This is a genomic window from Companilactobacillus alimentarius DSM 20249, from assembly GCF_002849895.1.
GTDB lineage: Bacteria > Bacillota > Bacilli > Lactobacillales > Lactobacillaceae > Companilactobacillus > Companilactobacillus alimentarius.
Genome location: NZ_CP018867.1, coordinates 866,903 through 892,772 on the forward strand (window position 1 = coordinate 866,903; position 25,870 = coordinate 892,772).

28 protein-coding genes are annotated in these 25,870 nt (G+C 35.2%); 2 read left to right on the forward strand and 26 right to left on the reverse strand.

What is annotated here, in order from left to right; all coding sequences use genetic code 11:
- Nucleotides 1–73 precede the first annotated feature (73 nt).
- The 7 genes from LA20249_RS04235 to LA20249_RS04265 form a co-directional block, all read right to left on the reverse strand.
- On the reverse strand, nucleotides 74–2,182 hold the full coding sequence (locus tag LA20249_RS04235; RefSeq protein WP_057740053.1) for a peptidoglycan D,D-transpeptidase FtsI family protein: 2,109 nt from the start codon (nucleotides 2,180–2,182) through the stop codon (nucleotides 74–76).
- Nucleotides 2,183–2,205: 23 nt separating this feature from the next.
- Nucleotides 2,206–2,502 (reverse strand): HesB/YadR/YfhF family protein, encoded by a 297-nt coding sequence (locus LA20249_RS04240; RefSeq protein ID WP_057740051.1) that lies wholly within the window; start codon nucleotides 2,500–2,502, stop codon nucleotides 2,206–2,208.
- Between the two features lie 50 nt (nucleotides 2,503–2,552).
- Nucleotides 2,553–3,029, reverse strand: coding sequence for a transcription elongation factor GreA (gene greA / locus LA20249_RS04245; protein WP_057740049.1), 477 nt, complete (start codon nucleotides 3,027–3,029; stop codon nucleotides 2,553–2,555).
- Nucleotides 3,030–3,133: 104 nt separating this feature from the next.
- Complete coding sequence (gene mltG / locus LA20249_RS04250) at nucleotides 3,134–4,297, reverse strand: endolytic transglycosylase MltG (RefSeq protein WP_057740047.1); 1,164 nt, start codon at nucleotides 4,295–4,297, stop codon at nucleotides 3,134–3,136.
- Nucleotides 4,298–4,350: 53 nt separating this feature from the next.
- Nucleotides 4,351–6,756: a phenylalanine--tRNA ligase subunit beta gene (pheT, locus tag LA20249_RS04255; protein WP_057740045.1), complete on the reverse strand. Its 2,406-nt coding sequence runs from the start codon at nucleotides 6,754–6,756 to the stop codon at nucleotides 4,351–4,353.
- Nucleotides 6,757–6,760: 4 nt separating this feature from the next.
- Nucleotides 6,761–7,807 (reverse strand): phenylalanine--tRNA ligase subunit alpha, encoded by a 1,047-nt coding sequence (gene pheS / locus LA20249_RS04260; RefSeq protein ID WP_057740043.1) that lies wholly within the window; start codon nucleotides 7,805–7,807, stop codon nucleotides 6,761–6,763.
- 392 nt (nucleotides 7,808–8,199) lie between these two features.
- Complete coding sequence (locus tag LA20249_RS04265) at nucleotides 8,200–8,961, reverse strand: TrmH family RNA methyltransferase (RefSeq protein ID WP_057740041.1); 762 nt, start codon at nucleotides 8,959–8,961, stop codon at nucleotides 8,200–8,202.
- 66 nt (nucleotides 8,962–9,027) lie between these two features.
- On the opposite strand from LA20249_RS04265, the gene LA20249_RS04270 reads away from it, so the two are divergent.
- Nucleotides 9,028–9,303 carry an acylphosphatase gene (locus tag LA20249_RS04270; protein ID WP_057740039.1) on the forward strand — a complete coding sequence of 92 codons (276 nt, stop codon included), beginning with the start codon at nucleotides 9,028–9,030 and terminating at the stop codon, nucleotides 9,301–9,303.
- A 58-nt stretch (nucleotides 9,304–9,361) separates the two neighbouring features.
- Nucleotides 9,362–10,345: a membrane protein insertase YidC gene (gene yidC, locus LA20249_RS04275; protein WP_057740037.1), complete on the forward strand. Its 984-nt coding sequence runs from the start codon at nucleotides 9,362–9,364 to the stop codon at nucleotides 10,343–10,345.
- 65 nt (nucleotides 10,346–10,410) lie between these two features.
- On the opposite strand, the gene LA20249_RS04280 is transcribed toward yidC, so the two are convergent.
- The 19 genes from LA20249_RS04280 to tdcB form a co-directional block, all read right to left on the reverse strand.
- Entirely contained in the window at nucleotides 10,411–11,331 is a 921-nt protein-coding gene (locus tag LA20249_RS04280) for a hypothetical protein (protein WP_057740035.1), read from the reverse strand.
- A gap of 59 nt (nucleotides 11,332–11,390) precedes the next feature.
- The gene (locus LA20249_RS04285) at nucleotides 11,391–12,134 is read right to left on the reverse strand and encodes a matrixin family metalloprotease (protein WP_101836869.1); all 744 of its coding nucleotides are present in this window, start codon (nucleotides 12,132–12,134) and stop codon (nucleotides 11,391–11,393) included.
- 148 nt (nucleotides 12,135–12,282) lie between these two features.
- On the reverse strand, nucleotides 12,283–13,380 hold the full coding sequence (locus LA20249_RS04290; protein WP_057740034.1) for a sensor histidine kinase: 1,098 nt from the start codon (nucleotides 13,378–13,380) through the stop codon (nucleotides 12,283–12,285).
- Nucleotides 13,377–14,063 carry a response regulator transcription factor gene (locus tag LA20249_RS04295; RefSeq protein ID WP_057740032.1) on the reverse strand — a complete coding sequence of 229 codons (687 nt, stop codon included), beginning with the start codon at nucleotides 14,061–14,063 and terminating at the stop codon, nucleotides 13,377–13,379. The genes LA20249_RS04290 and LA20249_RS04295 overlap by 4 nt, the downstream gene beginning before the upstream one ends.
- Before the next feature lie 197 nt (nucleotides 14,064–14,260).
- On the reverse strand, nucleotides 14,261–15,685 hold the full coding sequence (gene gndA, locus LA20249_RS04300; protein WP_057740030.1) for an NADP-dependent phosphogluconate dehydrogenase: 1,425 nt from the start codon (nucleotides 15,683–15,685) through the stop codon (nucleotides 14,261–14,263).
- Between the two features lie 130 nt (nucleotides 15,686–15,815).
- Nucleotides 15,816–16,370 carry a YceD family protein gene (locus tag LA20249_RS04305; RefSeq protein WP_057740028.1) on the reverse strand — a complete coding sequence of 185 codons (555 nt, stop codon included), beginning with the start codon at nucleotides 16,368–16,370 and terminating at the stop codon, nucleotides 15,816–15,818.
- Nucleotides 16,370–17,470, reverse strand: coding sequence for a nucleotidyltransferase (locus LA20249_RS04310; protein WP_057740026.1), 1,101 nt, complete (start codon nucleotides 17,468–17,470; stop codon nucleotides 16,370–16,372). The genes LA20249_RS04305 and LA20249_RS04310 overlap by 1 nt, the downstream gene beginning before the upstream one ends.
- 8 nt (nucleotides 17,471–17,478) lie before the next feature.
- Nucleotides 17,479–18,207 carry a class I SAM-dependent DNA methyltransferase gene (locus LA20249_RS04315; protein WP_057740024.1) on the reverse strand — a complete coding sequence of 243 codons (729 nt, stop codon included), beginning with the start codon at nucleotides 18,205–18,207 and terminating at the stop codon, nucleotides 17,479–17,481.
- The gene (gene rsfS, locus LA20249_RS04320; RefSeq protein ID WP_057740022.1) at nucleotides 18,204–18,563 is read right to left on the reverse strand and encodes a ribosome silencing factor; all 360 of its coding nucleotides are present in this window, start codon (nucleotides 18,561–18,563) and stop codon (nucleotides 18,204–18,206) included. The genes LA20249_RS04315 and rsfS overlap by 4 nt, the downstream gene beginning before the upstream one ends.
- 1 nt (nucleotide 18,564) lies before the next feature.
- On the reverse strand, nucleotides 18,565–19,167 hold the full coding sequence (yqeK, locus tag LA20249_RS04325) for a bis(5'-nucleosyl)-tetraphosphatase (symmetrical) YqeK (protein ID WP_057740019.1): 603 nt from the start codon (nucleotides 19,165–19,167) through the stop codon (nucleotides 18,565–18,567).
- Nucleotides 19,160–19,798 carry a nicotinate-nucleotide adenylyltransferase gene (locus LA20249_RS04330; protein WP_057740018.1) on the reverse strand — a complete coding sequence of 213 codons (639 nt, stop codon included), beginning with the start codon at nucleotides 19,796–19,798 and terminating at the stop codon, nucleotides 19,160–19,162. The genes yqeK and LA20249_RS04330 overlap by 8 nt, the downstream gene beginning before the upstream one ends.
- A 15-nt stretch (nucleotides 19,799–19,813) precedes the next feature.
- Complete coding sequence (locus LA20249_RS04335; protein WP_057740015.1) at nucleotides 19,814–20,128, reverse strand: YhbY family RNA-binding protein; 315 nt, start codon at nucleotides 20,126–20,128, stop codon at nucleotides 19,814–19,816.
- A gap of 12 nt (nucleotides 20,129–20,140) precedes the next feature.
- The gene (yqeH, locus tag LA20249_RS04340; protein ID WP_057740014.1) at nucleotides 20,141–21,256 is read right to left on the reverse strand and encodes a ribosome biogenesis GTPase YqeH; all 1,116 of its coding nucleotides are present in this window, start codon (nucleotides 21,254–21,256) and stop codon (nucleotides 20,141–20,143) included.
- A complete protein-coding gene (locus tag LA20249_RS04345) occupies nucleotides 21,243–21,770 on the reverse strand; it encodes a YqeG family HAD IIIA-type phosphatase (protein ID WP_057740011.1) in 528 nt (175 codons plus the stop codon). Before LA20249_RS04345 ends, yqeH begins: the two co-directional genes overlap by 14 nt.
- 73 nt (nucleotides 21,771–21,843) lie before the next feature.
- On the reverse strand, nucleotides 21,844–22,200 hold the full coding sequence (gene rplT, locus LA20249_RS04350) for a 50S ribosomal protein L20 (protein ID WP_025084494.1): 357 nt from the start codon (nucleotides 22,198–22,200) through the stop codon (nucleotides 21,844–21,846).
- Between the two features lie 35 nt (nucleotides 22,201–22,235).
- Nucleotides 22,236–22,433, reverse strand: a complete 198-nt coding sequence (gene rpmI / locus LA20249_RS04355) for a 50S ribosomal protein L35 (protein ID WP_025084493.1) — start codon at nucleotides 22,431–22,433, stop codon at nucleotides 22,236–22,238.
- A gap of 14 nt (nucleotides 22,434–22,447) precedes the next feature.
- Complete coding sequence (gene infC / locus LA20249_RS04360) at nucleotides 22,448–22,981, reverse strand: translation initiation factor IF-3 (protein WP_057740009.1); 534 nt, start codon at nucleotides 22,979–22,981, stop codon at nucleotides 22,448–22,450.
- Between the two features lie 380 nt (nucleotides 22,982–23,361).
- On the reverse strand, nucleotides 23,362–24,747 hold the full coding sequence (locus LA20249_RS04365; RefSeq protein WP_057740007.1) for an APC family permease: 1,386 nt from the start codon (nucleotides 24,745–24,747) through the stop codon (nucleotides 23,362–23,364).
- 91 nt (nucleotides 24,748–24,838) lie between these two features.
- Nucleotides 24,839–25,867, reverse strand: coding sequence for a bifunctional threonine ammonia-lyase/L-serine ammonia-lyase TdcB (gene tdcB, locus LA20249_RS04370; protein WP_057740005.1), 1,029 nt, complete (start codon nucleotides 25,865–25,867; stop codon nucleotides 24,839–24,841).
- Between the last annotated feature and the right edge of the window lie 3 nt (nucleotides 25,868–25,870).

A 25,870-nucleotide genomic window follows, 5' to 3' on the forward strand; every position in this document is an offset into this window, starting at 1 on the left:
TCATAAATACTTAACTAAATTCAACTAATTAAATATATCATTTTTTACGGTATTTTAAAAGGTCAAATTAGGATTATTTCTGTCCCGTTAATTTATAGTAGTCCGTATAGATCTGCTTTGCAAGCAATTGAGGGTAACTTCCCTTCTCACTAGTAAGATTAGGGAAAACAATAGCCATGGCAATATTAGGATCATCATAGGGTCCAAAAGTTACCAAACTGTTAGTAACTGTTTCTGGAGGATCTGAACTAGGATTGTCAGGATTGTAATAGAATGACTGTGCAGTACCAGTCTTAGCAGCAACCTTAGGTTCAAGACTAGCTAATCTAGTAGCGGTAGTCCAATAACCACTACCGTGAACGGCAGCGTACATACCCTTTCTTACGACATCCAATTCATCATTGGTGAAACCAACTTTATTCAAGACAGATGGCTTAGTAACTGAGGTTAAAGCTCCCTTAGTTCCATCATCCTTAGTCTTTTGAATTGATTGCACAATATACGGCTTCATTCGATAACCACCGTTAGCAATAGTTGAAATATATTGTGCCATTTCAATTAAGGTATAAGCATCATAGTTACCATAAGATAAATCCAGTGCAGAACCAGTCTTTAATTGCCCACTACTATTTGTAGTAGAACCTTCAATACCAGTTGTTTCACCAGAAATATCAATCCCAGTTTTTACACCTAAGCCAAATTGGTTGAAGTATCCTCGTAATTTCGAGAAAATGTCTGAATCCATTTTAATATAAGAATGTGGCGTATATTTAGCATTAGCTTCTTTCATGGCTAAAGCCATCATATACTCATTAGATGATACTTGTAGCGCTTGAATAGCACTTAAACTGCTAAAGGTACCGACTGGATAAACTGATTTTTTAACTGATGTACCTGGCAAATAAATAGGATTATCAGCTAATGTATTATTAGTTGGTGTAATTACACCGTCCATCATCGCACCCAAGACTGTAGCACCCTTAACCGCAGAACCCATAACGAAGGTTCTATTGATAACGCCTAAAGCATCTTCAGAAGTTTTACCAGTTTGAGGATTGTTGTGAATCCCAGCCATAGCTAAAATAGCACCAGTCTTTGGATTCATTGCTACAACGTAAGCACCATCAGAGTACTGAGTAATTCCAGCTGATTTAGCAGCACTAAATTGTTCCTTCAAAGCGCTCTGAACTTGTTTTTGAAATTTAGAGTTGATAGTCAAATTAAGGTTACCACCCTTTTGACCACCATAAACAACGCTACTCTTCTTGATTTGGTTATTAGAGCCAACTTGAACTTCACGTTTACTCTTAGTACCAGAAAGAATTGATTCATAGCTCTTTTCCAAGTAACTAGTACCGACACGGTCATTTCTTGAATAACCAGAAGCAAGCATACTATTCAACTCATCATCAGGAATACCTTGTTGCTCAGTCGACACGCCACCAATGATACTTTCAATTGATTTACCTTGAGGATACTCACGGTCCCAATTACTGCCGATACTTACTCCAGGTAACTCGGTTAAATGTTCACTAACTTGTGCAATCTCTCTAGAAGTCAAACCTTTATCTTTTAAGAAAACAGTTGAAAGCGAATAAGCTGAACTCATCTTTTTAAATAAAGTAGCCCTTTGGAGATCCTTGTCACTCAAATGGATACCTTGCTTTTCAACATATTTAACTTCATTAGCGTAAATCTTAGTAGTTGACAGAGCCTCACCGTTAGAATTTACACGATAAGATTTAGGCATCTGTTTAACTACTTTAGATGATTTCCCTGGTGCAGACAAAATGTAATCGGCCTTATCACGACTGCTCAAATTAGTTTTTTCAACTGTTAAATATTTAGTTAGTCGATTAACAATTTGATAGATATCACTCGATTTAACACTACCACTCTTCGTATAAGTAATAGCATTCTCAGTTGAATTACCTACCAAAAGCCTACCTTCCGAATCATAAATCATCCCACGTGGAACACTACCAGTCATTACTGTCTTGTCTGTTCGGTCGACTTCAGCTTGAAACTTACCACCATAAACGATCTGTAAATATGCAAGTTGTCCAACTAATAAAGCGAAGAGGACAAAGACAATAAAGAAAAGTAAATTGAGACGAAATGGAATAGTCGACTTTGCTTGACCACCGGTTCTCTTTTTTATTATATCAAGTATTCTTCTCATATTATCCTTCAAAAAACGAATAGTTATTCATTAGATTTAAAAATATATTTTGGTCCATCCAACTTTGGATCGTACTCTACCAATAGATCATATCTGGCAAAAAACCAAGTATCACTATCAGTTATAAAATATGTAATACCATCCACAATTGTACTAGACTCTGGATCAAGTGGCTTTTCCTTTCGCATCGCTATTGAAAACCCATCATGAACCATAGTTTTACCGTAAACTTTACCGTAGAAATGTATTCCATCTCCGGGAACCAAATCCAACTCTTCTCTAAACCATTTAGAAGCTTCATCTGTTAGTTCAATTTTCATAACGTTCACCTCATTATTTTATAAAGTAAACATACCAGAAATTGTCGCTACTAAGCAACTTCTACGGTCTTAATTGTTAGATCATAACTTCCAACAGGAGTTTCAACCGTTACAACATCACCAACATGTTTGCCCAACAATGCTTTAGCAATCGGTGAGTCATTAGAGATCTTTCCTTGATCAGGATCAGATTCAGCTGCACCAACGATCGTGTAAACGTCAGGTTCTTCGCCATCTTCTTGAACGGTAACTTTTTTACCAATGGAAATTTCGTCACTAGCAACTTCATCAGTATCAATAACATTAGCGTATTGAATCATTTCAATAATTTGTGAAATACGTGATTCAACAACACTCTGTTCATCTTTAGCAGAAGTATATTCTGAATTTTCTGATAAATCACCAAAACTTCTAGCAATTTTAATTCTATTAATTACCTCTGGACGTTTAACTTTTTTCAGATTCTCCAATTCTTCTTCCAGTTTTTTCTTACCTTCAGCTGTCATAGGATAACTTTTTTCTGCCATTTTTATAACTTCCTTCAAAATAATTTATTAAGTTTATAATTTCAAAATGTCATCTAATCTACATCGATTAGATGACATTTTATTGTTCTATCTATGATTATACATTATTGACCGGTTGTTGCATATCTACTGTTGTGTTCTTCAAGTGTATGTGAGTACGTAATCTTACCAGTCTTCAAGTTTGCAAAGAAGTAAAGGTAATCTTGATCCCTATCAGATGGATTCAATGTTGCATCAATTGAATCAATACTTGGCGTATTAAAAGGACCAGGTCCATATCCTTTATTCTTATACAAATTATATGGTGATTTTACACTAGTATCTTTATTATTCAAACTAGTTTTATGCGTATTCAAAGCATACATAACTGAAATATCAGATTGCAGTGGCATATCAATTGCCAAACGATTATAGAATACACCCGCTATCTTCTTACGATTCTTAGTATCCAAGCCTTCACGTTCAACTAACGAAGCAATCGTTAAGACTTGTTGAACAGTATAGCCCTTCTCTTTGATCGTAGAATAATAAGGTTGCAATTTCTCATTTTCATTATCTACCATCTGATTGACCAATTCCTTGAGAGTCATTCCCTTATAAACACTATATGTAGCTGGGAATAAATAACCCTCCAGATGATATCTGACATTCTTTTTGGCCATTGAAGAATCTAATAATTGAGGATATTTCTTTTGAAGTTGTTTCAAGTAAGATTTATCCTTCATCAACTTCAAAAAGTCCTTCTTCTTAAACTTCAAACTCTTCTTGGTTCCACTTTGAATGGCACTACCTATTTGTTCGATTGTAACACCTTCACGAACTAAGACCGTATTGCCAGAATTAGTCGTTGGTGGTTCAGCACTACCACCTTTTTGCAATTGTTTGACAACATCACTGACGCCCCACGATTGCTTAAACTTATAGTACCCAGCTTGAAAATCATTATAATTTTGAGCTTTAATATAGAAATTAAAAACTGTTGCACTCTTAATAACTTTATCCTTTTCAAGAGCTTTAGCAATTTCTTTACTAGAAGAACCTATTGGGATTTTAACAACGATATCTTCTTTACTATTTGCATTGTATGGTTGAAGCGAACTATTCACATAGTTAAAACAAATTATAGCAACAACTACTGCTAAGACGGCAATGACACCGACAATCCAGTAAGCAATATGGTTAGCAACGGAACGTTCCTGCGCACGAGTTTTTATCTTATCGCTTGATTCTTGCGCTAATGCTTCTTTTTTTTCATCCTTTTGGCTCAAGACACAGCCTCCCGAGTTAATTTATTAGAATTATACCATTAGTTTTGGAATAATTATCTAATTTCCACATTAAATTTTTGAACCAAACTGTCTTTAACGAGTGAAAAGGCCTTTTCAACTTCTTCATCGGTCAATGTATCATTAGGATTCAAAAACTCTAAATGATATGCAAGTGATTTGTAATTTGTCTTAATGTTCTTGCCTTCATAAACATCAAAAATAGTTACATCATTTAGATATTTACCACCATTTGCATAAATATCCGCGATGATTTCTCCATTTTCAACAGAACTTTTAACTAAAATAGCCAAATCACGACTGATACTTGGATACTTTGGAGCACTCTGAGATTTAATATTCTTACTATTCAAATCAAACAATGCATCAATACTTAATTCGAAGACATATGTCTCATCAACGCTTTGAGCTTTTTGATACTTAGGATGTAACTTACCAATCAAACCAACAACTTGACCGTTAGCTAAAATCTTAGCTGTCTGTCCAGGATGAAGATTAGAATATTCTGAAGTTGCCTTGTATTCAAATTTAGCATCAGCATTAGTAAACATTAATAATTCATCAACGATCCCCTTGAGATAATAAAAATCACTCTTTTGAGCCTTAGTATTCCAAGAATCACCACTCACGTTACCACTAATGGCACCGGAAAGATATTCAATTTCGTTTGGACGAGCTTGGCCTTTAGGACGATCAAAAATACGAGCTTGTTCAAAAATTCTTAAATCATTATTATTACGAGCTTGGTTATAGGCAATATTACGTACTAAACCAGGAATTAAACTATTACGTAAATATTCATGATCTTCAGTCATTGGATGCAAGAGCTTAGTATATTCAGTTTTGATCGTATTAAAAGCATCAACTTCTTTTTTACTGAGAAGTGAGAAATTAATAACCTCGTCCATACCTTCGCCAAGCAAGACATCACGTAATTTATTACTGAATTCACGCTTCTTACTGTAGCCGCCTCGTGTTTCCATACCAGCAGGTAAAGTATTAGGCAAGTTTTCATAGCCATAAATACGGTTTACTTCTTCTACCAAGTCAGCCTCAATACTCATATCAAAACGACGTGTGGGAATCGTAACTGAGATTTTATCGCCATTGACTTTTACAGTAAATCCTAAACGATCCAATATTTTCACAATTTCATCAGTTGGAAGATCTAACCCCATCAAATGATTAATATGGGAAATACTACCATCAATTTCTACAGGTTGCGCTTCTTTATAACTTCCTGTAATAACCTTGGAAATTTCTTGAGCATCACTGAATTGATCGGCTAATTGTGCAACGCGAGTCAAGGCTTCAGTAACAATTCCATTATCAACACCCTTTTCAAAACGATTTGAAGCATCATCGCGAAGGTCATGTCTTTGGGCAGTTTTACGAACACTGGCACCGTCAAAGACTCCAGCTTCAAGTAAGACGTTCTTAGTATTCTCATCAACACTAGCTTTTGTTCCATTGACGATTCCGGCTAAACCTAAAACTTCCTCCCCTGATGTAACAACCAAATCATTATGATTCAAAACTTTATCTTCGTCAGCAAGAATTAACTTGTCACCATCTTGAGCCTTTTTAACTATCAAACTCTTCTTAGGGAGTTTGTCAAGGTCATAAGCTTGAATTGGTTGACCGTATTCGATCATGACATAATTAGCGGCATCAATAATACTATTTACAGGACGAATACCTTGATTCCACAATCTTCTTTGGACCCAAAGAGGACTCTTTTTTACCGTAACATTCTTCAATTCACGAATTAAGTAATCGGGAACCAAATCTTTATCCTCAACTTTTACTTCAACATCGTTCAAATCTGTAATTTTCTTATTATCAAGCTCTGGCTTTGTAAAAGTTGGCTTCTCATCATAAGTAGCACCAATTTCCCAAGCAGCACCACGCATACCCAAAGTGTCAGCTCGATTAGGAGTAATATCAATATCGATCATTTGGTCTTTCAAACCTAATAAATCGTAAACTGCTTGGCCTGGTTTTTGAGGCTCGTCAAAAACATAAATTCCATTTTCGAATTCCTTAGGCATGTATTGAGCTGGTACACCAACTTCATCTAATCCACAGATCATACCATCTGACTCTTGTCCACGTAACTTGCCACGTTTGATTCTGACACCATTTGGTAAGTGTGATCCGTGTAAAGCAACAATAACGTATTGATCTTTTGCCACATTAGGGGCACCACAGACAATTTGCTTATCTTCTGATTCACCAACGTCTACCATACAAATTTTTAAGTGATCTGAATCAGGATGTGGTTTCACGCTAGTGATATGTCCGATGACTAGTCCGTCCACTCCTTCACCCAATTTAACGGGACTAGATTCAATTCCGGTCAAAGAAATTTTATTAGCCATTTCTTCGACTGTATGTGTAACAGGAATATATTCTTTTAACCAATTAATAGAGATTTTCATTATCTTAATTTACTCCTTTGAATTGTTCTAGGAATCTTACATCGTTTAAATAGAAGTCACGGATATCATTGATTCCGTATTTCAACATGGCAAATCTCTCAGGACCAAGTCCAAATGCCATACCACTGTACTCATTAGGATCAATGCCTGACATCTTCAAAACATTAGGATGAGTTAGTCCTGCACCTAAAACTTCGATCCAGCCGGTATATTTACAAATACGACAACCTTCACCACCACAATTAAAGCAAGATACATCAACTTCAACTGATGGCTCAGTAAATGGGAAATAACTTGGTCTAAAGCGAATTTCACGTTCATCACCAAAGACGTGACGACACAGGGCCTCTAGTGTTCCCTTGAGGTCAGCCATACTAATATTCTTATCAACTACTAAACCTTCAATTTGATGGAATTGGTGTGAATGAGTTGCATCGTCATCATCACGGCGGTAAACGACACCAGGTGAGATCATCTTCAAAGGTCCCTTAGTAAAGTCATGAGCTTCCATGTCACGACCTTCTTGAGCTGAGGTTTGGGTTCTCATCAACAATTCGTCAGATAGGTAGAAAGTATCTTGCATGTCACGTGCAGGGTGATCCTTTGGTATGTTCAGTCTTTCAAAGTTATAATGATCCTCTTCTACTTCATATCCGGGAGCTACCTCATAACCTAAGCCGATAAAGAATTGTTCAATATCTTCAATAGTTTGATTCAAAATATGTTTTGTTCCTTGGACTTGTTTTGTTGCAGGTAGCGTAACATCAATTTTTTCTTCTTCAAGTTGATGTGCTACCATTTTTTCATTCAATTCGGACATCTTTTCTTCAATAGCTTGTTGGATATCCTTCTTTACATTATTAGCTAAAGTTCCAATTTCAGGACGCTTTTCAGCTGGAACATCTTTCATACCACGAAGGGCCTTTGTAATTGGACCCTTCTTTCCTAATAGATTAACTCTTAGGTCATTTAATTCCTGTAGTCTTTGTGCACGTTTGGCTTCGTCGATACCATTTTCTCTTAAGCTCTTTAACTTATCATCTAATGACATATTTTTCCTCCTGCATAAACTTGATTTTAACTGGCAATAATTTGTAAATGTACCAGCTGACACTTACAAATTACTGCCAGATTTTACTTTTGAGGTCTTATTGATTTCTAGTTGATTTTAAATTTTTCTACAAAAAAAGTCCCCGTTCCTAAATAAGGGACGAGGACTCGCGGTACCACCCTAGTTCATACTAAATAATGTATGCACTCAAGAAGTTATATAGTAACCAACTGCAAACTTTAAAATCTAGAAAGTGAATTCATCATTTCATTCATCAAGTCTTCTCAGTCTACGACCCTTCCTGTTATGAAATCCATGATTACTATTTTTCATCAAAGTTTAATTTATTTTCATATGACTAATTATACAAAAACTATTGAGTTTCGCAAGTTTTAAAGTGTTTGTAAACCATACATTAAGACACCACTTGCTACAGCAACATTGAGTGATTCAGCTTTTCCTAAAATTGGAATATAAATATTCTCATTACAAGCATTCAAAACATCTTGTGTTACTCCGTGTGCTTCATTACCCATAACCAAGGCATAGTCAGAAACCTTTTCTAATTCATTGTATGGTTTAGCTTCTGAATTTACTTCTGATCCATAGATTACTAAATCAGATGCCTTAGCTAAATCAATGGCCTTGTGAATATCCATTCGATAGATTGGCAAGTGAAATTGGCTGCCTTGCATCGAACGTTGTACTTTTGGCTGATAAAAATCAGCGCTATCCAAACTAGTAATCACGCCATCATAACCAGCTGCATCAGCAGTTCTTACGATAGTTCCAACATTGCCAGGATCTTGAACGTCATCTAACATGACCCATTTCCCTGTAATTTCTGACAAGGAATCGTTATCCTTAACTTTTAATACCGCAAAAATTCCTTGGGGTGTCTTTGTTTCTGATAACTCTTTAGCAACATCTTCAGAAATAGTTGTAGCAATATCATAATATTTCTTAACCAAACGATCATCGCTATACTTATCGGTCACCAACACTTGAACAAAATCTTGTTCATACTGGTCGGCCTCACGAACTAAATGGAAACCTTCTACCATGTATGTTCCCGTTTTTCGAATGTATTTTGTTGATGCTAATTTCTTTAATTGCTTAATTTCGTCATTTTTCTTTGATTCAATATATTTCATATAGTCTCATCCCTCTTGTTCTATAATATAAATATTAACACATAAGATGATTTGAGGTGATTAGTTGTGAAACATCTTTCCATTAATGTTAATGGTTTAGTTCAAGGAGTCGGATTTCGCTACTCGACTTTACAAGTTGCTGTCGAGCTGGGCGTTACTGGGACAATCAAAAACGAAATTGATGGTTCAGTGTCGATTGAAGCTGAGGCAGAACAAAAAATTCTTTACATTTTCTTAAATCGGGTTAAATCTTCACCATCGCCCTTTGGAAAAGTTGAGAAATTGGACTATACTTTTTCTGACGACTTACAACATTATGAAAAATTCATCGTGATTGGTTGAAACGTCAATTGAGTTAAAGTATATTACAGTATATACGACTAAAAGGGTGGTTTATTAATTGAATAAAAAATACGTCAAATATCTATCAGTGCTTTCGTTATTTTTAGTACTGACACTAGTTTTGACGGGGTGTGCTCAAGGTTCCGCAAACCTTCACGCTCCTACTAGTGGGCCATACGGTTTTATTTACAAATGGCTTGGAGTTCCGTTCCAGAATCTAATTCTCAAGACGGCACAAACTATTGGTGGTAAAAACGCCTACGCTTGGGGAATTGTTATTATTTCTTTCGTTGTCCGTTTGATTCTTGTTCCACTATCATTAAATCAACAATACAAGTCTACAAGACAACAAGAAAAAATGCGTGCTGTGCAACCTCAATTGAAATTAATTCAAGTTGCACAAAAAAAGGCTAAAGATCCAGCTGCACAACAAAAAATCAGTGCTTTGATGATGGATGTTTATAAGAAGAATAACCTAAGCTTAACTGGTGGTTTGGGATGTTTGCCATTACTTTTGCAAATGCCAATTTTGATTGGTATTTATCAAGCGGTGCAATATTCTAAAGAAATCGGTGCTTCAACTTTCCTATCAATTCCACTAGGAAAACCAAGTGTCGTCATTGCCATAATTGCTACACTGTTCTATTTATTACAGGGATGGATGTCTCTACAGATCGTTGCTCCTGAACAGAGAAAACAAATGCAAACAATGATCATGATGAGTCCCTTGATGACCTTCTTCATTTCTATGATTTCAACTGCAGCTCTAGCACTTTACTTCTTAGCTGGTGGTATCGTAATTGTGATTCAACAATTGATCACAAATTATATCGTTACGCCAAAGATCAGAAAACAAACTGATGCTGAATTAGCTAAGAACCCTGTCAAAACAGTTGTTACACAAGAAATGCTTGATGGCATTCTAAACGGTGGCAGTACTCCAACCACTCCAGAAGGTCACGCTAAACAAACTGAGGAAAAAGAATTCCATAAGAATATCCGTGAACTAAATAAGGGTAAACAAAATCGTAATAAAAAATAATAATTTAACTAAAAAGGGTAACAGTAATCTATCGTGATTACTGTTACCCTTTTTCATACAGACTATTACATTGACGGACTTCCATGAACAACATATCCATCTGGATAAATCGTCCAATCATCACTGCTTTGTGTACTACTTGTTGCTGAATCATCCTTTTTAGTAGAACGAATCCAATAAACTGATTCACCATTACTATCTTTAACGGTATCTGAATCGCCACTAGTTGCGTTAATAACAACTGAGTAGTTATTATCAGAAGACTCTCCGCTTTGGTTCTCAACTAAAGCTATTGCCTCCTGAGAACTATTGACACTATTAGTACTTGCTGAAGTCTGGTCATTTTGTGTAGTTTGACTAGTATCTTGATCACTTTCAGTATCAGTATCCTCAGTCGAATTATTTTGATCAGTCTGTTGCGTATCTGTAGTGGTATCTTTAGTTTCATTAGTTGTCGACTTCTTAGTTTTAGTTACTTTGCTAGTAGCTTTATAAGCCTTTTGTAAACTACTTTTCGTTAAATTAGATGATGAATCAATCAATGAATTTATTTCACTATAAGCCAATTTATTCTTAATATTTTTATAAATAAATAATCCAACAGTTTGAAATTCAGTTGTTTCCAAATTGGAAAATACTTTTTTAACTTTCTTAGTACTATTAGATTCAACTACTGTATCACCATTCTTATCAGCTGATATCTCGTCGTCATTACTATGTACTAAGAGAAGATTCGATTTATTAAATGATACATTTTTGTTAGTCCGATTAATAATCTTTAAATCAATTGTATCTGCAGCCAAACTGCTTCGGCTAAATTGAAAAGTCATCTCATTTTTTTCTGAGCGACTTAATTTTGCATAATCAATCGTTTTTGGCGAATCCTCAGTAGCCTTAATATTGTTATTATCGTTAACGCTAACCTTGGAACAACCCGTGACAATTAATATCATACCTAAGATGACCCATAAAAGTGTCTTCTTCAATTAGATTCCCCCTCAATAATGGTACTAATAATATACCACTATTAATATTTTGAGAAACCCTAATTATTATAGATTGCTTTTAACGTTGCTATGTCTGATTCTGTCAATTGCGTTACTCCTTGATCAGTCGGATACATGACAGATTGAATATCGCTACTATGTCCCAATCCTAAGGCATGTCCCAATTCGTGAGTTGCCACAGAAACTGAGATACCCTCTGAATAATGGACGTTCAATCTAGCTGTACCGTGGTTCCAATCGCCAAGTGTACTTTGGAATATTTCGGGTCCACCTTTACCTAACTCCATGTTGATCGTATTGCCTTGAACGCTTGTCGTGTCCTGATTATAAGTACCTAGAGTAATTTCATTTTGCATTTGTGAAGCTTTTCCGGCTACAAGTTTAACAATACCCGTATCGTTATATGTCTTGATAGCACTGTAAAAAACATTTTTCACAGACTGTGGAACGCCCTTTTGAAAATGATAATAATAAGTATTAGACAAAGCTACCTGCTGAACGTTTGATTCAACTGGCGTGGTCGAATCAGTTGACTTGGTCTTTGATTTTGTTTTATCTGTCTGTTGATAAGTTTTATCATTCTTTACTTCAATTTTTCCGACATTAGCTTTTGAAGAAAAACTCTGTGCATTTTTAATGATTGAATTTCTGATCTGTTCCCCATATGCCATTATCGGTAATTTATTTTTACCAGTCATCATCTGACCAGTAAAAAATACCAAAACAGCTATAACAATTACTAAAAATAATCCCCTGATTAACGTTTTAATAAAATAACGCATCTCAGTTCTCACTTTCTTTTCATTGTGTAAATATATTTAAAGACATTTTCACTTCAAATGCAAATATTTGTTTGCATTCATCCTTTACTTACTTATAACAAATAGCATGAAATAATCGACAATTGATTATCCCATGCTATTTGTTATTTTAAATTTCTGATTTTTTACTTGCTTCTTTTTCATCGTCATTTTCATCAGTTTTTTCTTGAACTAGTGGCAATTCAATTTTAAAAACAGTTCCTGAACCAACGACACTTTCAACTTCTAGACTGCCATGATAGATTTCAATCAATCTTTTAGCAATAGAAAGCCCTAATCCGTTTCCTCCGCGTTTTCTAGACCTTGCCTTGTCAACTCTATAGAAACGATTAAAAATCCGTTTCAAATCGTTTTTAGCGATTCCTAGGCCATAGTCTTGTACAACGACTTCAAGCAAAGCTGAATTAGTTGATGCCGCAAAATTGATTTCCTTACGATCAGCTGAGTATTTAAATGCATTATCCAACAGAATAACTAAAACTTGTTCCAAATGATTTCGATAAATCTTCACTTTGCTACCTTCGCGAATATCATCATCAAAATTAATTACAAAGTCTGAATGTAACATTTTGAAATCGTTATAAACCTGTATAAATAATGGCTTGACCTCAGTTGTCTGTTCTAAATAAGCACTGTCAATTTGCTCAACACGTGTCAAATCTAGCATCTCTTGAATCAACGACTGCATACGCTTCAATTCTTGCAGTGAAGAATTAATCGAATCGTTCAACACTTGAGGATCATCTTTTCCCCAACGTTGCAACATACTCAAGTGACCTTCCAACACCGCCACAGGAGTTCGTAATTCATGAGAAACATCTTCAACGAATTCCTTTTGTTGATTCGTATAAGCCTGCATCCGATCTAATGTCTTGTTGATATTGACCGTCATATCATATATTTCATCGTTTCTTTTACGTAATTTAATTCTAGAATCAGAGTCAGGCTTTTTGTTAAGATCATCAATCGTTTTGTTGATTTTTTTCAAATCATTCAAAACTAATGTAACCGCAAAATAACTGAGTACAACTCCAATAATAAAAACCACGACTCCGCCAGCAATCAACTTAGTCGTAAATGAATGTATTTCATTCACAGAAGCCACATGCTGAACGGTTCTCATCGCTAAGATACCAACAAAGATATAAGCCAACAAAATGACGATTGAAATCAAAGCGGTCCACTTGAATCTAATGGAAATTCTCATCGTCTCATCACATATCCTTTACCACGAACGGTTGAAATATAACTTGGTGCACCAGCACGATCAATTTTATTTCTGAGGTATTTGATATAAACATCCACTACATTAGTTTCTGTTGATGAACCAGTTCCCCAGACACGTTCCAAAAGATCATCACGACTTAGAACTGTTCCAACGTTTTCCATCAAAACACTCAAGAGATCGTATTCACGACGAGTCAAATCAATAACTTCACCGTTTCGTTTTAGAGTTTGGGTCGTCTTGTCAATTACTAGATTCTTATATTTTAGAACTTGATCGTTATTTCTAGTAACATCAATATCTAAATCAATTCGTCTCAACAAAGCTCTAATACGAGCTAATAGCTCCTCAATAGCAAATGGCTTAACAATATAGTCATCAGCCCCATGATCCAAACCTGAAACACGATCAATAATAGAATCCCTTGCGGTCATCATAATAATTGGCGTGTTCTTTTCTTGTCGAATGCGTCGACATACTTCGATTCCGTTTAGTTCTGGCAACATTAGATCTAATAAGATCAAATCCCAATCTTCTGACAATGCTGCATCTAAACCAGTTCTACCGTCACGTTCAACAGTTACTTCATAGTTTTCATGTTGAAGTTCAAGTTGAACAAATTTAGCCATGTTCTCTTCATCTTCAATAACAAGTATTTTAGCCATACTTTTCTCCCATACATTAAATATTAAATTATCTTTAATTATCGCTTAATCATTAATTTGAATATGCCATATTCTTGGCAATGCACTAATGATTTTAACATATAGCAAAAATTAAAAGAAGACAAGCTTTTATTTTTATTTTTTTAGAAAATAAAAAAGAGACGAATAAATCGCCTCATTTTCTAAAATTAACTCAATTATTGTTCTTCATACCATGTATAATGGAAAATTCCTGGCTTGTCATTTCTTTCGTATGTATGAGCACCGAAGAAATCTCTTTGAGCTTGAATTAAGTTAGCAGGCAATACTTCTGAACGATATTGATCGTAATAAGAAATAGCAGCCATAAATCCTGAAACAGGAATACCAGCTTGAACAGCATAACTTACAACGTCACGAACATCTGATTGATATTCTTTAACGATTCCCTTGAAGTAATCGTTCAACAATAAATTATCCAATTGTGGTTCTTCATCATATGCATCAGTAATCTTTTGTAAGAATTGAGCACGAATGATACAACCAGCACGCCAAATTTGAGCAATCTTACCATAATTTAGATCCCAATCATAATGATCAGAAGCTGCTTTCATTTGAGCGAATCCTTGAGCATAACTGATGATCTTACTGAAGTACAAAGCTTTACGGATCTTGGCAACCAAATCGTCAACATCTTTAATAACTGGCTTTGTTTCAGGCTTTGGAAGAACCTTACTTGCTTTAACACGTTCATCCTTGTAAGCAGAAACGTAACGAGAATAAACTGATTCAGTGATCAATGATTGTGGAACACCAAGTTCTAGAGCACTTTGTGAACTCCACTTACCAGTACCCTTGTTACCAGCCTTATCTAAGATTTTATTAACGATGTAGTCATCTGAGCCTTCGTCGTCTTTTCTAGTTAAAATCTTAGCAGTAATATCAATTAAGTAACTTGAAAGTTCACCCTTGTTCCAGTCATTGAAGACATCAGCAATCTTATTAACATCATTGTTAAACAAGTGCTTTAACAAGTTGTAACTTTCTGAAATCAATTCCATATCACCATATTCGATACCATTATGAACCATCTTTACATAGTGACCGGCACCATTTGGTCCAATATATGTAACACATGGAGCACCGTCTTCATCAGCTTTAGCAGAAATTTGTTCCAAAATAGGAGCAACTAAGTCATAAGCTTCTTTTTGACCACCGGGCATCAATGATGGACCTTTCAAAGCACCCAGTTCACCACCAGAAACTCCCATACCAATGAAGTTAATTCCTGATTTGTCTAGACGTTCACTACGTTCCATTGTATCTTCGAAGAATGTATTACCACCATCAATCAATACATCGCCTTTATCTAGTAAAGGTAGCAATTGTTTGATAACGGCATCTGTACCAGCACCAGCCTTAACCATCATCAAAATACGACGAGGTGTTTCTAGTGAGTTTACAAAGTCTTCAATTGTATAACTAGGTACTAATTTCTTTTCAGGATGTTCCTCAACAACAGCCTTAGTTTTTGAACCTGTACGATTGTAGATAGCAACTTCATATCCGCGACTCTCAATATTTAGGGCAAGATTCTTACCCATAACAGCCATACCAATAACACCAATTTGTGGTTTTGCCATTAATAATTACCTCCGATTTTTGTTCACAGTACTAATTTTAACAAAAAAATTGAAAAGGAGTACATAAAAGGACTTTTTTACCAATTTTTTTATAATCATTATTTTTATAATCAAAAAAGAGCAGTTTCAACTACTCTTTTTTAGTGTCATCATTAAATAAATTCTTTAGTTTAGCAAATTCTGGATTAACGTGTTCTTCTTCATTTTGTTTCTTAAACTCGTCTTCAGAAATAACGCTCCAATTTTTACCGGAAGGCATAATATTGTCTTCGGCTTCTTTTTTAGTTAAAACTTTCGATGGAATACTTAACAAAATATTATCCACGATTGATTCATAAACATTAATTGTTGGATTATCGTCATCAATTGGAATAACGACATTATAATCCTCAAGGTCTTCATCAGCCACATCATCAATATTATATGCCTCGTTGATTCTAATATCGACTGGTAAATCAACTGGTAAAAGGCTTCTAGTAGAAGGCACAGTCAAAGTTGTCTGTACCTTAATATCAGAAATAACTAAGCCATGATCATTGAATAGTCGACCATCGACTTTTACTGGAGAAATATCCAAAACGTCCTTAGAACGTGTCCGCATCTCCTTAGTTAAATCGAGTGTCTCATTGAATTCAAAAGGCTTGTCCTTGTATCGACGTACATCTTGAACATCCCAATTTAGCATTAATTTACCCCTTTCATATAAGGTATTCTTCCAAAATTTTGTTCCTGTTTATTTTCAAGCTGAAAAATTCGATCAACTTTTATTTCTAAATTCAAAAATACTTGTTCCTTTTTACCTACCCGAGTGATCAATTCAACATTATTCTTTTTCAAACTATTTAAATATTCTTGACCTACTCGATTAAATCCTAATATTCGTAGATAAGGATTCTCATAGACATCATTAATATCCGACTCTTTCACATTTATTAACGTATACATCAACAAACGCCTGAGTCGTGCCATAGTATAACGCTTTGACTTTATTCGTTCAATAAATTGATTAAAATCAGAACTTGAATTAATTTCCTTTTTTAGTTTATACTCTAGCCCCTCGACCATCTGATAAACTTGTCCTAGTTCTTGAGGTGTGTGACTCAGAATCTGGTACTTCAAATAAGGAAAATACTTGTCCCAAGTGACTAGCTTTTGATCCTGCAGCATTTCATTGGCTAATTTAGGAACCAAATCGCTAACGGAAACTTTCTCTTTCAGAGCTTCTCGAATCTTGGTAGCACTATAATCATTGGCCAAACGTTTGATCGTGGCGACTTGTATATCATAATCACCCTTGATGATTTCCGTTGCATAATTAATGCCTAACAATTGATTAGGTAGCTTTTCAACATCAATTCCCAATGAATGATAATAATTGGTTAGATTAGTGGCTGAGCTTTGATTGTAATTTTGAGTGAAATCTGATTTTGAAGCAATTATTTTTTGGGCCATTTCAAGAAAGTCAAGTTGATTCTCAGTTCCAAAGACTAAATGATCAATCTCTAACTGATTTAATAGCTTCATTGCTCCTTGAGCAAAAAATTGGGCTGGTTCAAGTGCAAATGCGAAAGGCAATTCCACGACTAAATCAACCCCATTTTCAATTGCTAATTGAGCTCTATTCCACTTATCCAATATAGCAAAATCACCCCGCTGAACAAAATTGCCAGACATGACGGCAATTAAAACATCAGGGTGATACTGTTGTTTGATTTTTTCAATAAATAATTGATGCCCTTTGTGAAACGGATTAAATTCGGCAACAAAACCATAGACTTTTGTCATAAGATCCTCTATTTTTCTGCAGAAAAGAACCAGCGATTAGAATCATCCTTAATTTCTGACTCGCCAAAATCGGCTGTTACTTGAATATTTTTGAAGCCAATATCTTCAAGAATCATTTTAAAGGTTGCAGTAGGATAAGTTCTTTCCTTATGCAATTCAGTATTGACCGAATATCCTTGAATCTTTTCATCCCAATTAAAGAAGGTCAATTCATGCTCGATACTGTGAGGATATTCTCCTTCAAAACTATTCCACATAAAGGCTGAATCCTCTGTTCGATGATTAAACATGTAACCTGGGAAAACTTCATCCATTTGATAAAGTGAATGGGCATCGAACAGATATTTACCGCCATCATTTAAGTGATCATAAGCTTGTTTGAAAGCTATTGCCAATTCATCTTCATCAGTCAAATAACAGATAGAATCATCAAAACAAGTAATAACATCAAACTTATCGAAATCATACAGATCCATCATATTGCTTTGAATAAAGGGAATCGACTTACCAGCAGTCTTAGCTTTCTCTTCTGCAATTTTCAACATTTCTTCGGACAAGTCAGTTCCCGTAACTTGAAAACTATCAGCTAACAAAATAGTCAAATCACCAGTTCCGCAAGCTACATCTAACAACGACTCATTACTCTTGACCTGTTTTTTTACGTACTCTGCCCATTTAGCATAGAGTGAATCATCCATCAATTCACTATAGACTCGTGCAAATGAGTTATAAATCATTCTTCGGTTACCAAACTTGAAATATCAACTTCGGTTGCGTTTGACCAAAGTTTTTCCAAGTTGTAGAAATCACGTTGTTCTGACGTAAAGACATGGATAATAACGTCATGAAGGTCAATCAAAACCCATTCAGAATTGCGATTTCCTTCGACGTGTCCTACATCAATATCGTTTTCTCCAGCCTTATCCAAGACTGATTGAACGATGGCGTCAACTTGACGCTGTGATCCTGCGTCCATAATGACAAAGTAATCAGCCATAATACTTACTTTACTGATATCCAAAACTTTAATGTCATTAGCATGTTTCTCATCAGCCGCTTTAACGGCAATTTCCATTATATTCTTTGAGTCCAAATTATAATTCTCCTTTTGTTATCCAGTAATTGTAACTAATAAACGTTTCTGGATATATTTCTCTATTCTTATCAATCAAATGTGCTAAAGAATGTTTCAATTCAAAAGCTACCGCTGAATTCAAAGACTTCTTTGCATAGTCTCTTGCTTCATTGATCCCTGGAAAATCTCGTTTAGGTTCAATGAAATCACCTACAAACACACATTTATCAACTTGGGTCATATTGGTAGAACCAACAGTATGTCTTCTGATAGCATTTAAAACATCTTCATCATAGATACCTAACTCATCTTTAACAATTTCTGCACCAACAACACCGTGCCAGATTGCATTGTTATATTTCAATAGTTCAGGATTCAAATGCTTATTTTTAATGACACTGATAAATTCTTCATCGCTACGCTCTTTAGCGTAATCATGCAATAAACCAGCTAATCCTGCTCTTTCAACGTCTCCACCATACTCTGCTGCTAATCCACGACTTACTTTTTCAACTCTTAAACAGTGGGTATAACGAAAATCACTTAATGTGTGTTGCATCTGATCTACTATCTTATCTCGATCAATGTCTGCTTTGATTTTGTCATAATTAAACTCATTCATTATATAGCCCCCGGTCTTTGATATACCAAGCAACGTCATCTGGAACCAAATATTTAATGGATTTACCCTTTTTAACGCGCTCACGAATCATACTTGAACTAATTTCTAATTCAGGTGTGTTTACCCAAAGTATAGGGTACTTTGATTTTTTCTCAAAGCCCTTTCGACAAACTCCTACAAAATGAATCATTTGGATTAACTCATCAATATGTGACCATTTCGATAAATTCTCAACCATATCGCCACCAATAATAAAATAATATTCCGTATTCGGATTATATTCTTTTAATAATTTGATGGTCTCATAAGTATAGCTGATTCCGCCACGATTGACATCAGTTAAGTCCAAATCAAAATGCATGTTATCACGAATAGCCAATTTAATCATATTAATTCGATCATCGCTACTAATTGAAGGTAGAGTTTTTTGTACCCCCCGATGTGGCGGTATTTTGTCTGGTAAAAATAAGACCTTATCAAGACAAAGCTGTTCATAAACCTGCTCAGCAATCAATAGGTGGCCTAAATGAATAGGATTAAATGTCCCTCCCAAAATACCAACATGCTTTTTAGGTAAATTACTATGAAATTCTAATTTTGCTTTAGTTAATAGTTGTTTTTGAGTATCCATTTTTCATCACTTAAATTACATTTTTTCTAATTCGATTGAGTATTTACGGTTCTTGATCTTAGGAGCTTTTTTATAAAGTACCATTTTGGAACCGATAGTTTGAATATGAACAATTTGATCATCAAAATCATTCAAAGCATCAATCAAATCCTGTGGTTCTACCATCGTATTTTGCAAGAGTGACACTTTGATAATTTCATCTTTATTGATCAAAATTTCTAATTGATTCAAAAGATTCTCGCTTAAACCATCACGACCAACTTGAATAGCTGGCTTCATAGTAGCGGCTTGACTTCTCAAGTAACGATTCTTTTTTCCTTTTATTATCATTAAATTTTCTCCTTAAATAATTGCATCTCTGATTGAGACATGAACCCCAGCGGGTACGTACGCTTTAACTTTACTGCCAGCGGGAATTGTAACCCAGCCCAAACCATAGATAACAATATCCGACTTTTCATGAGCCGAAAAGATTTGTTGTTTCATTTTAGGAAAATCTTCAATCTCAGTTGGTGGAGCCAAAATATCTCCTAAATGTCTTTCGTAAAAATCATCGGCATTAATAGTCTTTGTTCTGTGAATTGGCAAACCTTGGTTAACGTAGAAAGTAACATTGGTTTTATAATCTAGAAAATCAAATCTAGCTAAACCAGCCACAAAGATGGTTTGTCCATCACGTAATTGGAAAGTAACTGGACGTAAAGGCTTCTTAGGCGTAACTGTTTTTAAATCCTTGGCATTCAAAAAATGAGCTAATTGATAGCTGTGAATAATTCCCGGTGTATCAATCAAATTATGTCCATCATCTAGTGGAATATCAATTCGATCAAGTGTTGTTCCAGGAAATCTGGAAGTTGTAATCAAGTTCTTAATGTCTGAATTAGAACTGATAATACGATTAATTAAGGTAGACTTGCCTGTATTAGTAGTCCCGACGACATAAACATCCTTGCCATCTCGATATTTTTCAATCATAGCCATTAATTCATCAATATTGGTTCCCTTGACTGCCGAAACTAAGATTTGATCGGTCGATTTAATGCCATTTTCCTTACTCTTTTGTTGCAACCAATTCAAAAGTCGATTTTGGTTAACTGAACTAGGCAACAAGTCAACCTTATTACCCACGACAAGTATCTTCTTATCGCCAACAAAACGTTGCAATCCAGGAATAACACTACCTTCATAGTCAAAGATATCAACAACGTTTACGACTAAAGCGTCTTTTTCAGAAATGGAATCCAACAATTTCAAGAAATCATCATCTGAAACATCAACATCGGTAATTTCATTATAATTCCGCAATCTAAAACAGCGCTTGCATAATAATTCTTTTGAATCATCCTCAGAGTATTTCTTCAAAGTAGATTCTTGAACATATCCAGGCTTAGTCTTATCTTCGGTTTGGAGTCTAGCACCACAACCTATACAGTACAACTTATCATCAATTTCTGTCATTTAATGAATCCTTCCAATATAAATTTTTATCACGTTTTTGCATTATTTTCAAAATAGGACGTTCAAAAAATCTATTGACTCGCGTCTTTTTAGCATCAGTTTTTACTAACGGTTTAACTAAAACTGTCTTTAATCCAGCCATATTACCCGCCAAGACATCTGTCATAACTTGATCACCAACGAATAAAACATTTGCTGGATTTATTTTTTCTTCTCTTATGTGATTCATAATTACAAATGGCAATGGTTTAACTGCTCGAGCTACAATACTGACTGGTAACTCTTCGACCGCTTTTTCCACACGTTCGTAACTATTATTTGAAACAATCATAACTTCGATATCATTTTTAGACATCTGATTGAGCCATTTTCTCAATGACAAATCATATCTATTACTATTCCATGGTAAAAGCGTATTATCAAGATCTGTCATAATTGTCGTGATCCCTAACTGTTTAAGATCACCAATCTCAATATCGGTAATTTTATCAAGCATAATATATGGTTTAAACATTTTTAATCCTCATTATCTGCTAATTAGTAAAAAAACGTAATTTGGGTTATCCAAATTACGTTTGTTTTAACAATTAAGCCAAAGCTTTTTTAGCTGTGTCTACTAAACTTGTAAATGCCTTTGGATCTTCAATAGCAACTTGAGCCAACATCTTACGATTAATGTCGACATTAGCTAATTTCAAACCATGCATTAATTTGCTGTAACTGATTTCGTTCATTCTTGCAGCAGCATTGATTCTTGCGATCCAGAGTTTTCTGAAATCACGTTTTACTTGACGACGATCACGGAATGCATAACGGTATGAAACCATGATTTGTGTATGTGCTGCTTTAAAAGTGATATGTTTTGAACCACGATATCCTTTAGCTAATTTTAAAACTTTCTTACGACGTTTGCGAGTTACTGTTCCACCTTTTACACGTGGCATAATGACTCCTCCTTTTGATTATAAAGAATAAATAATTAGTATGTAGCTAACATTTGTTTGATACGTTTCATATCACTTGAACTTACCATACCTGGCTTAGCCAATTGACGACGTTGCTTCTTTGTCTTACCGTGGAAACGGTGACTTGTGTAAGCATGCATTCTCTTCCAACCACCATTAGCAGTTTTCTTAAATCTCTTTGCTGATGCACGGTGTGTTTTTTGTTTAGGCATTGAAAATCCCTCCACTATTTCTTCTTTTTGTTATCTTTTGCATTAATTGGATCAAGCATTAAGAACATACTACGACCGTCCATTTTAGGCCTAGTTATCACTGTTGCAACATCCTTAGTAGCTTCTGCGACACGGTCTAAGACTTCCTTACCTATCTCTTTATGAGTAATTGCTCTACCCTTAAAGCGAAGAGAAACTTTGACCTTATCACCCTTAGATAAGAACTTGCGAGCATTATTAAGCTTAGTATTGAAGTCATTTTCTTCAATAGTTGGACTTAAACGTACTTCCTTAAGACTAACGGTTTTTTGTTTTTTACGTGCTTCACGATCTTTCTTTTGAAGATCAAACTTGTATTTACCATAGTCCATAATTCTGGCAACTGGTGGCTTAGCACCAGGTGACATTAGAACTAAGTCCATACTAGCGGCATCTGCTAAACGTTGTGCTTCTGCCCTTGGCTTAACACCAACTTGATCGCCCTTTTCAGAAATCAATCGAACTTCTTTTGCACGTATTTGATCATTTATTAATAAATCTCTTGCTATGAGTAGTCACCTCCGAAGTAATTTAACCCACTAAAAAAGTGGGCCGCATAAGCATGCCCACTATATATTTACGCAATCGTATTAACCTAGAGGCGAATGCATAGGTGAGAAGCGGGCGCTTCTGCTTAATCTCAACAGTTATAAACTATAACAATATAAACGCGACATGTCAATAAACATCGGCAAATTTGTTATAGAAAAGCTGAGAAAACTCAATATGAGTAATTTATCACGTTAATTTAGCTAACACAAGTTTTTAGACTTATATTAGACTTACTCAAAATATCTTAAGTTTCAAAGATGATATTTATCATAGGAAGAATCCGGTTATATTTAAATAGGGCTTAGAAATCAAAAACTGATTTCCAAACCCTATTAGTTTATTCAGGATTAATTTCTAATTTCGGTACTTTTCTTGAATCGCTATCCACTTTTTGTCCATCAAGATCCCATTTGTTTCTCAAGTAGAAGTATATCGGAACACCTATAGCAGTGACACTAATTCCAATAATCGTGGTAACAAACTCTGTCAATAAAGTACATACCAAGATGAATACTCCTCCTAAAATGGCAATAATAGGAACGATCGGATATAGCGGAACTTTATAAGGTCTCTTCAACTCTGGCTGAGTATGACGTAACTTAATGACTGCGATGAAAGCCATGACGTAAAACACCCAAATCACGAAAATCAGCATATTAGTAATGGCATCGAATTCACCAGTTAACATCATTAAGCAAGCAATAATCAATTGAATTGCACCAGCAGCCCAAGGAATTCCCGCTTTATTTAATTTGGCAAAGACATCACCAAATGGTAATTTATGCTCTTTACCCATAATATATGGAATACGCATACTTGTCATTGTATAACCATTCAAACCGCCATAAACTGAAATCAAAATTCCAATTGTAACCAATTTACTACCCATATTACCAAAAATCATTGTGGACGCATCTGAGGCAGCATTTAGATTACCAGCAATTTGATTAATTGGTAATACATACATGAAGACTGCATTGACTAAAACATAAACTAACATGATAACTGCAATTCCTAAAGAAATAGCTTTTGGCAAATCTTTACGAGGATTCTTCATTTCTCCAGAAATATTTCCTACATGAATCCAACCATCATATGCAAACATAGTTGCTAATAATCCATTTCCCATTGCTGTAATTAAATTACGATGCGGTCCTGCAACAACTGGAAATAATGATAACTCTACCGGTCCTTTGTGCATGAAACCAAACAAGACAATCAAGGCTAATGGAATCAGTTTTGCAACTAAAGAAATAGATGTAACTCGTCCTCCTACTTTAGCACTGATCCAATTAAGTGAAGTTACTGACAAAGCACTCAAAATTGCTACTGGAACTATCCATGAATTAGAAAGTGTAAATAAATGCGTGAATTGTGTACCAAAAGCAATTGATATGGCTGCTACATTGGCGGGAAAATAAATGATTGCTTGTGCCCAGCCAGCCATGAATCCCCAAAAGCCGCCATAACTATGTTCAATATACTTGGTTAATCCACCCGTTTCAGGATACGCAGCTGCTAACTCGGCTCCTGTCAAACCGGCACAAATAGTAATGAATCCTCCCAATAGCCAGACAAACATAGTTAAACTAGTTGATCCTGTATAGTTAGTAACAGCTGACGCTTTAAAAAATACTCCCGTTCCAATTACGCTCCCAGTTACAGTAGCAAAAGCGGGGAAAAAACCAATTGTCTTTTTCAATTTGGCATCTTGATCGCCCATAATCTTATACCTCCACGTAAAAAACCTATTTTTTAGAAAAGAAAAGATGTTGCATTCAAATGCAGCATCTTTTCAGGTTTCAAATTAATTTTTAACCAATGCCTCCGTCGGCTTTAACTGGCTTCAAGAATTGATCAATAATTTGTGAAACACGATTAAGATCAACATTACCACCAGATACCATAGCAACAGTCTTTTTATTCTTGAGCCATCTGTCATCAATTTTATGTGATTCAAGAGCTGCTACTGGAAGTGCACCAGCACCTTCTGCTACAACCTTTGTTCTTTGTAATAGATCTTTCATAGCATGAGCAATTTCATCTTCATTTACTAATACGATTTCATCTACCAATTCACTAACGATTGGGAATGTGATATCTCCAGGTACAGCGACATCTGTTCCATCTGCCAATGTGAAATCTTCATGATGTTTAGTTATTTGACCAGCTTTAACTGATGCATACATCCCATGAACATTTTCTGATTGAACTCCAACAATATGAATATTAGGATTGAATGATTTCAATGCAGTAGCCATTCCAGAAATCAAACCGCCACCACCAACAGGAATAATAACAGTATCTACATCCCAAATGTCATCAAGAATTTCTAAACCGATTGTTCCTTGCCCAGCAATAACGTATTTATCGTTGAACGGATCAACAATAGTTTTTCCTTCCCTTTTTGCACGTTCGAACATCCACTGATGTGCATCATCAAAAGTTGCACCATGAATGTCTACTTCAGCACCATATCCTCTTGTAGCGTCACGTTTCATTTGTGGAGCTTCATCAGGCATAACAACCGTTGTATCAATTCCTAATAAATGTCCTGTTAAAGCCACACCCTGAGCATGATTACCAGCTGATGCTGTAATAACGCCTCGATTTAATTCTTCTTGCGATAAATGATTAATTTTATTATTGGCACCTCTGAATTTGAACGACCCCGTTAATTGCATATTTTCTAATTTTAAGAAAACATCTCCATCAACAACATTACGGCTCAAAAACATGGATTGAACTAGAGGAGTTTTACGAGCATATTTTCCAACAATTGCCTTTGCTTCTTCAATATCATGAATATCAACAATATTATCAATGCCTACACCTTTAAGCATGAT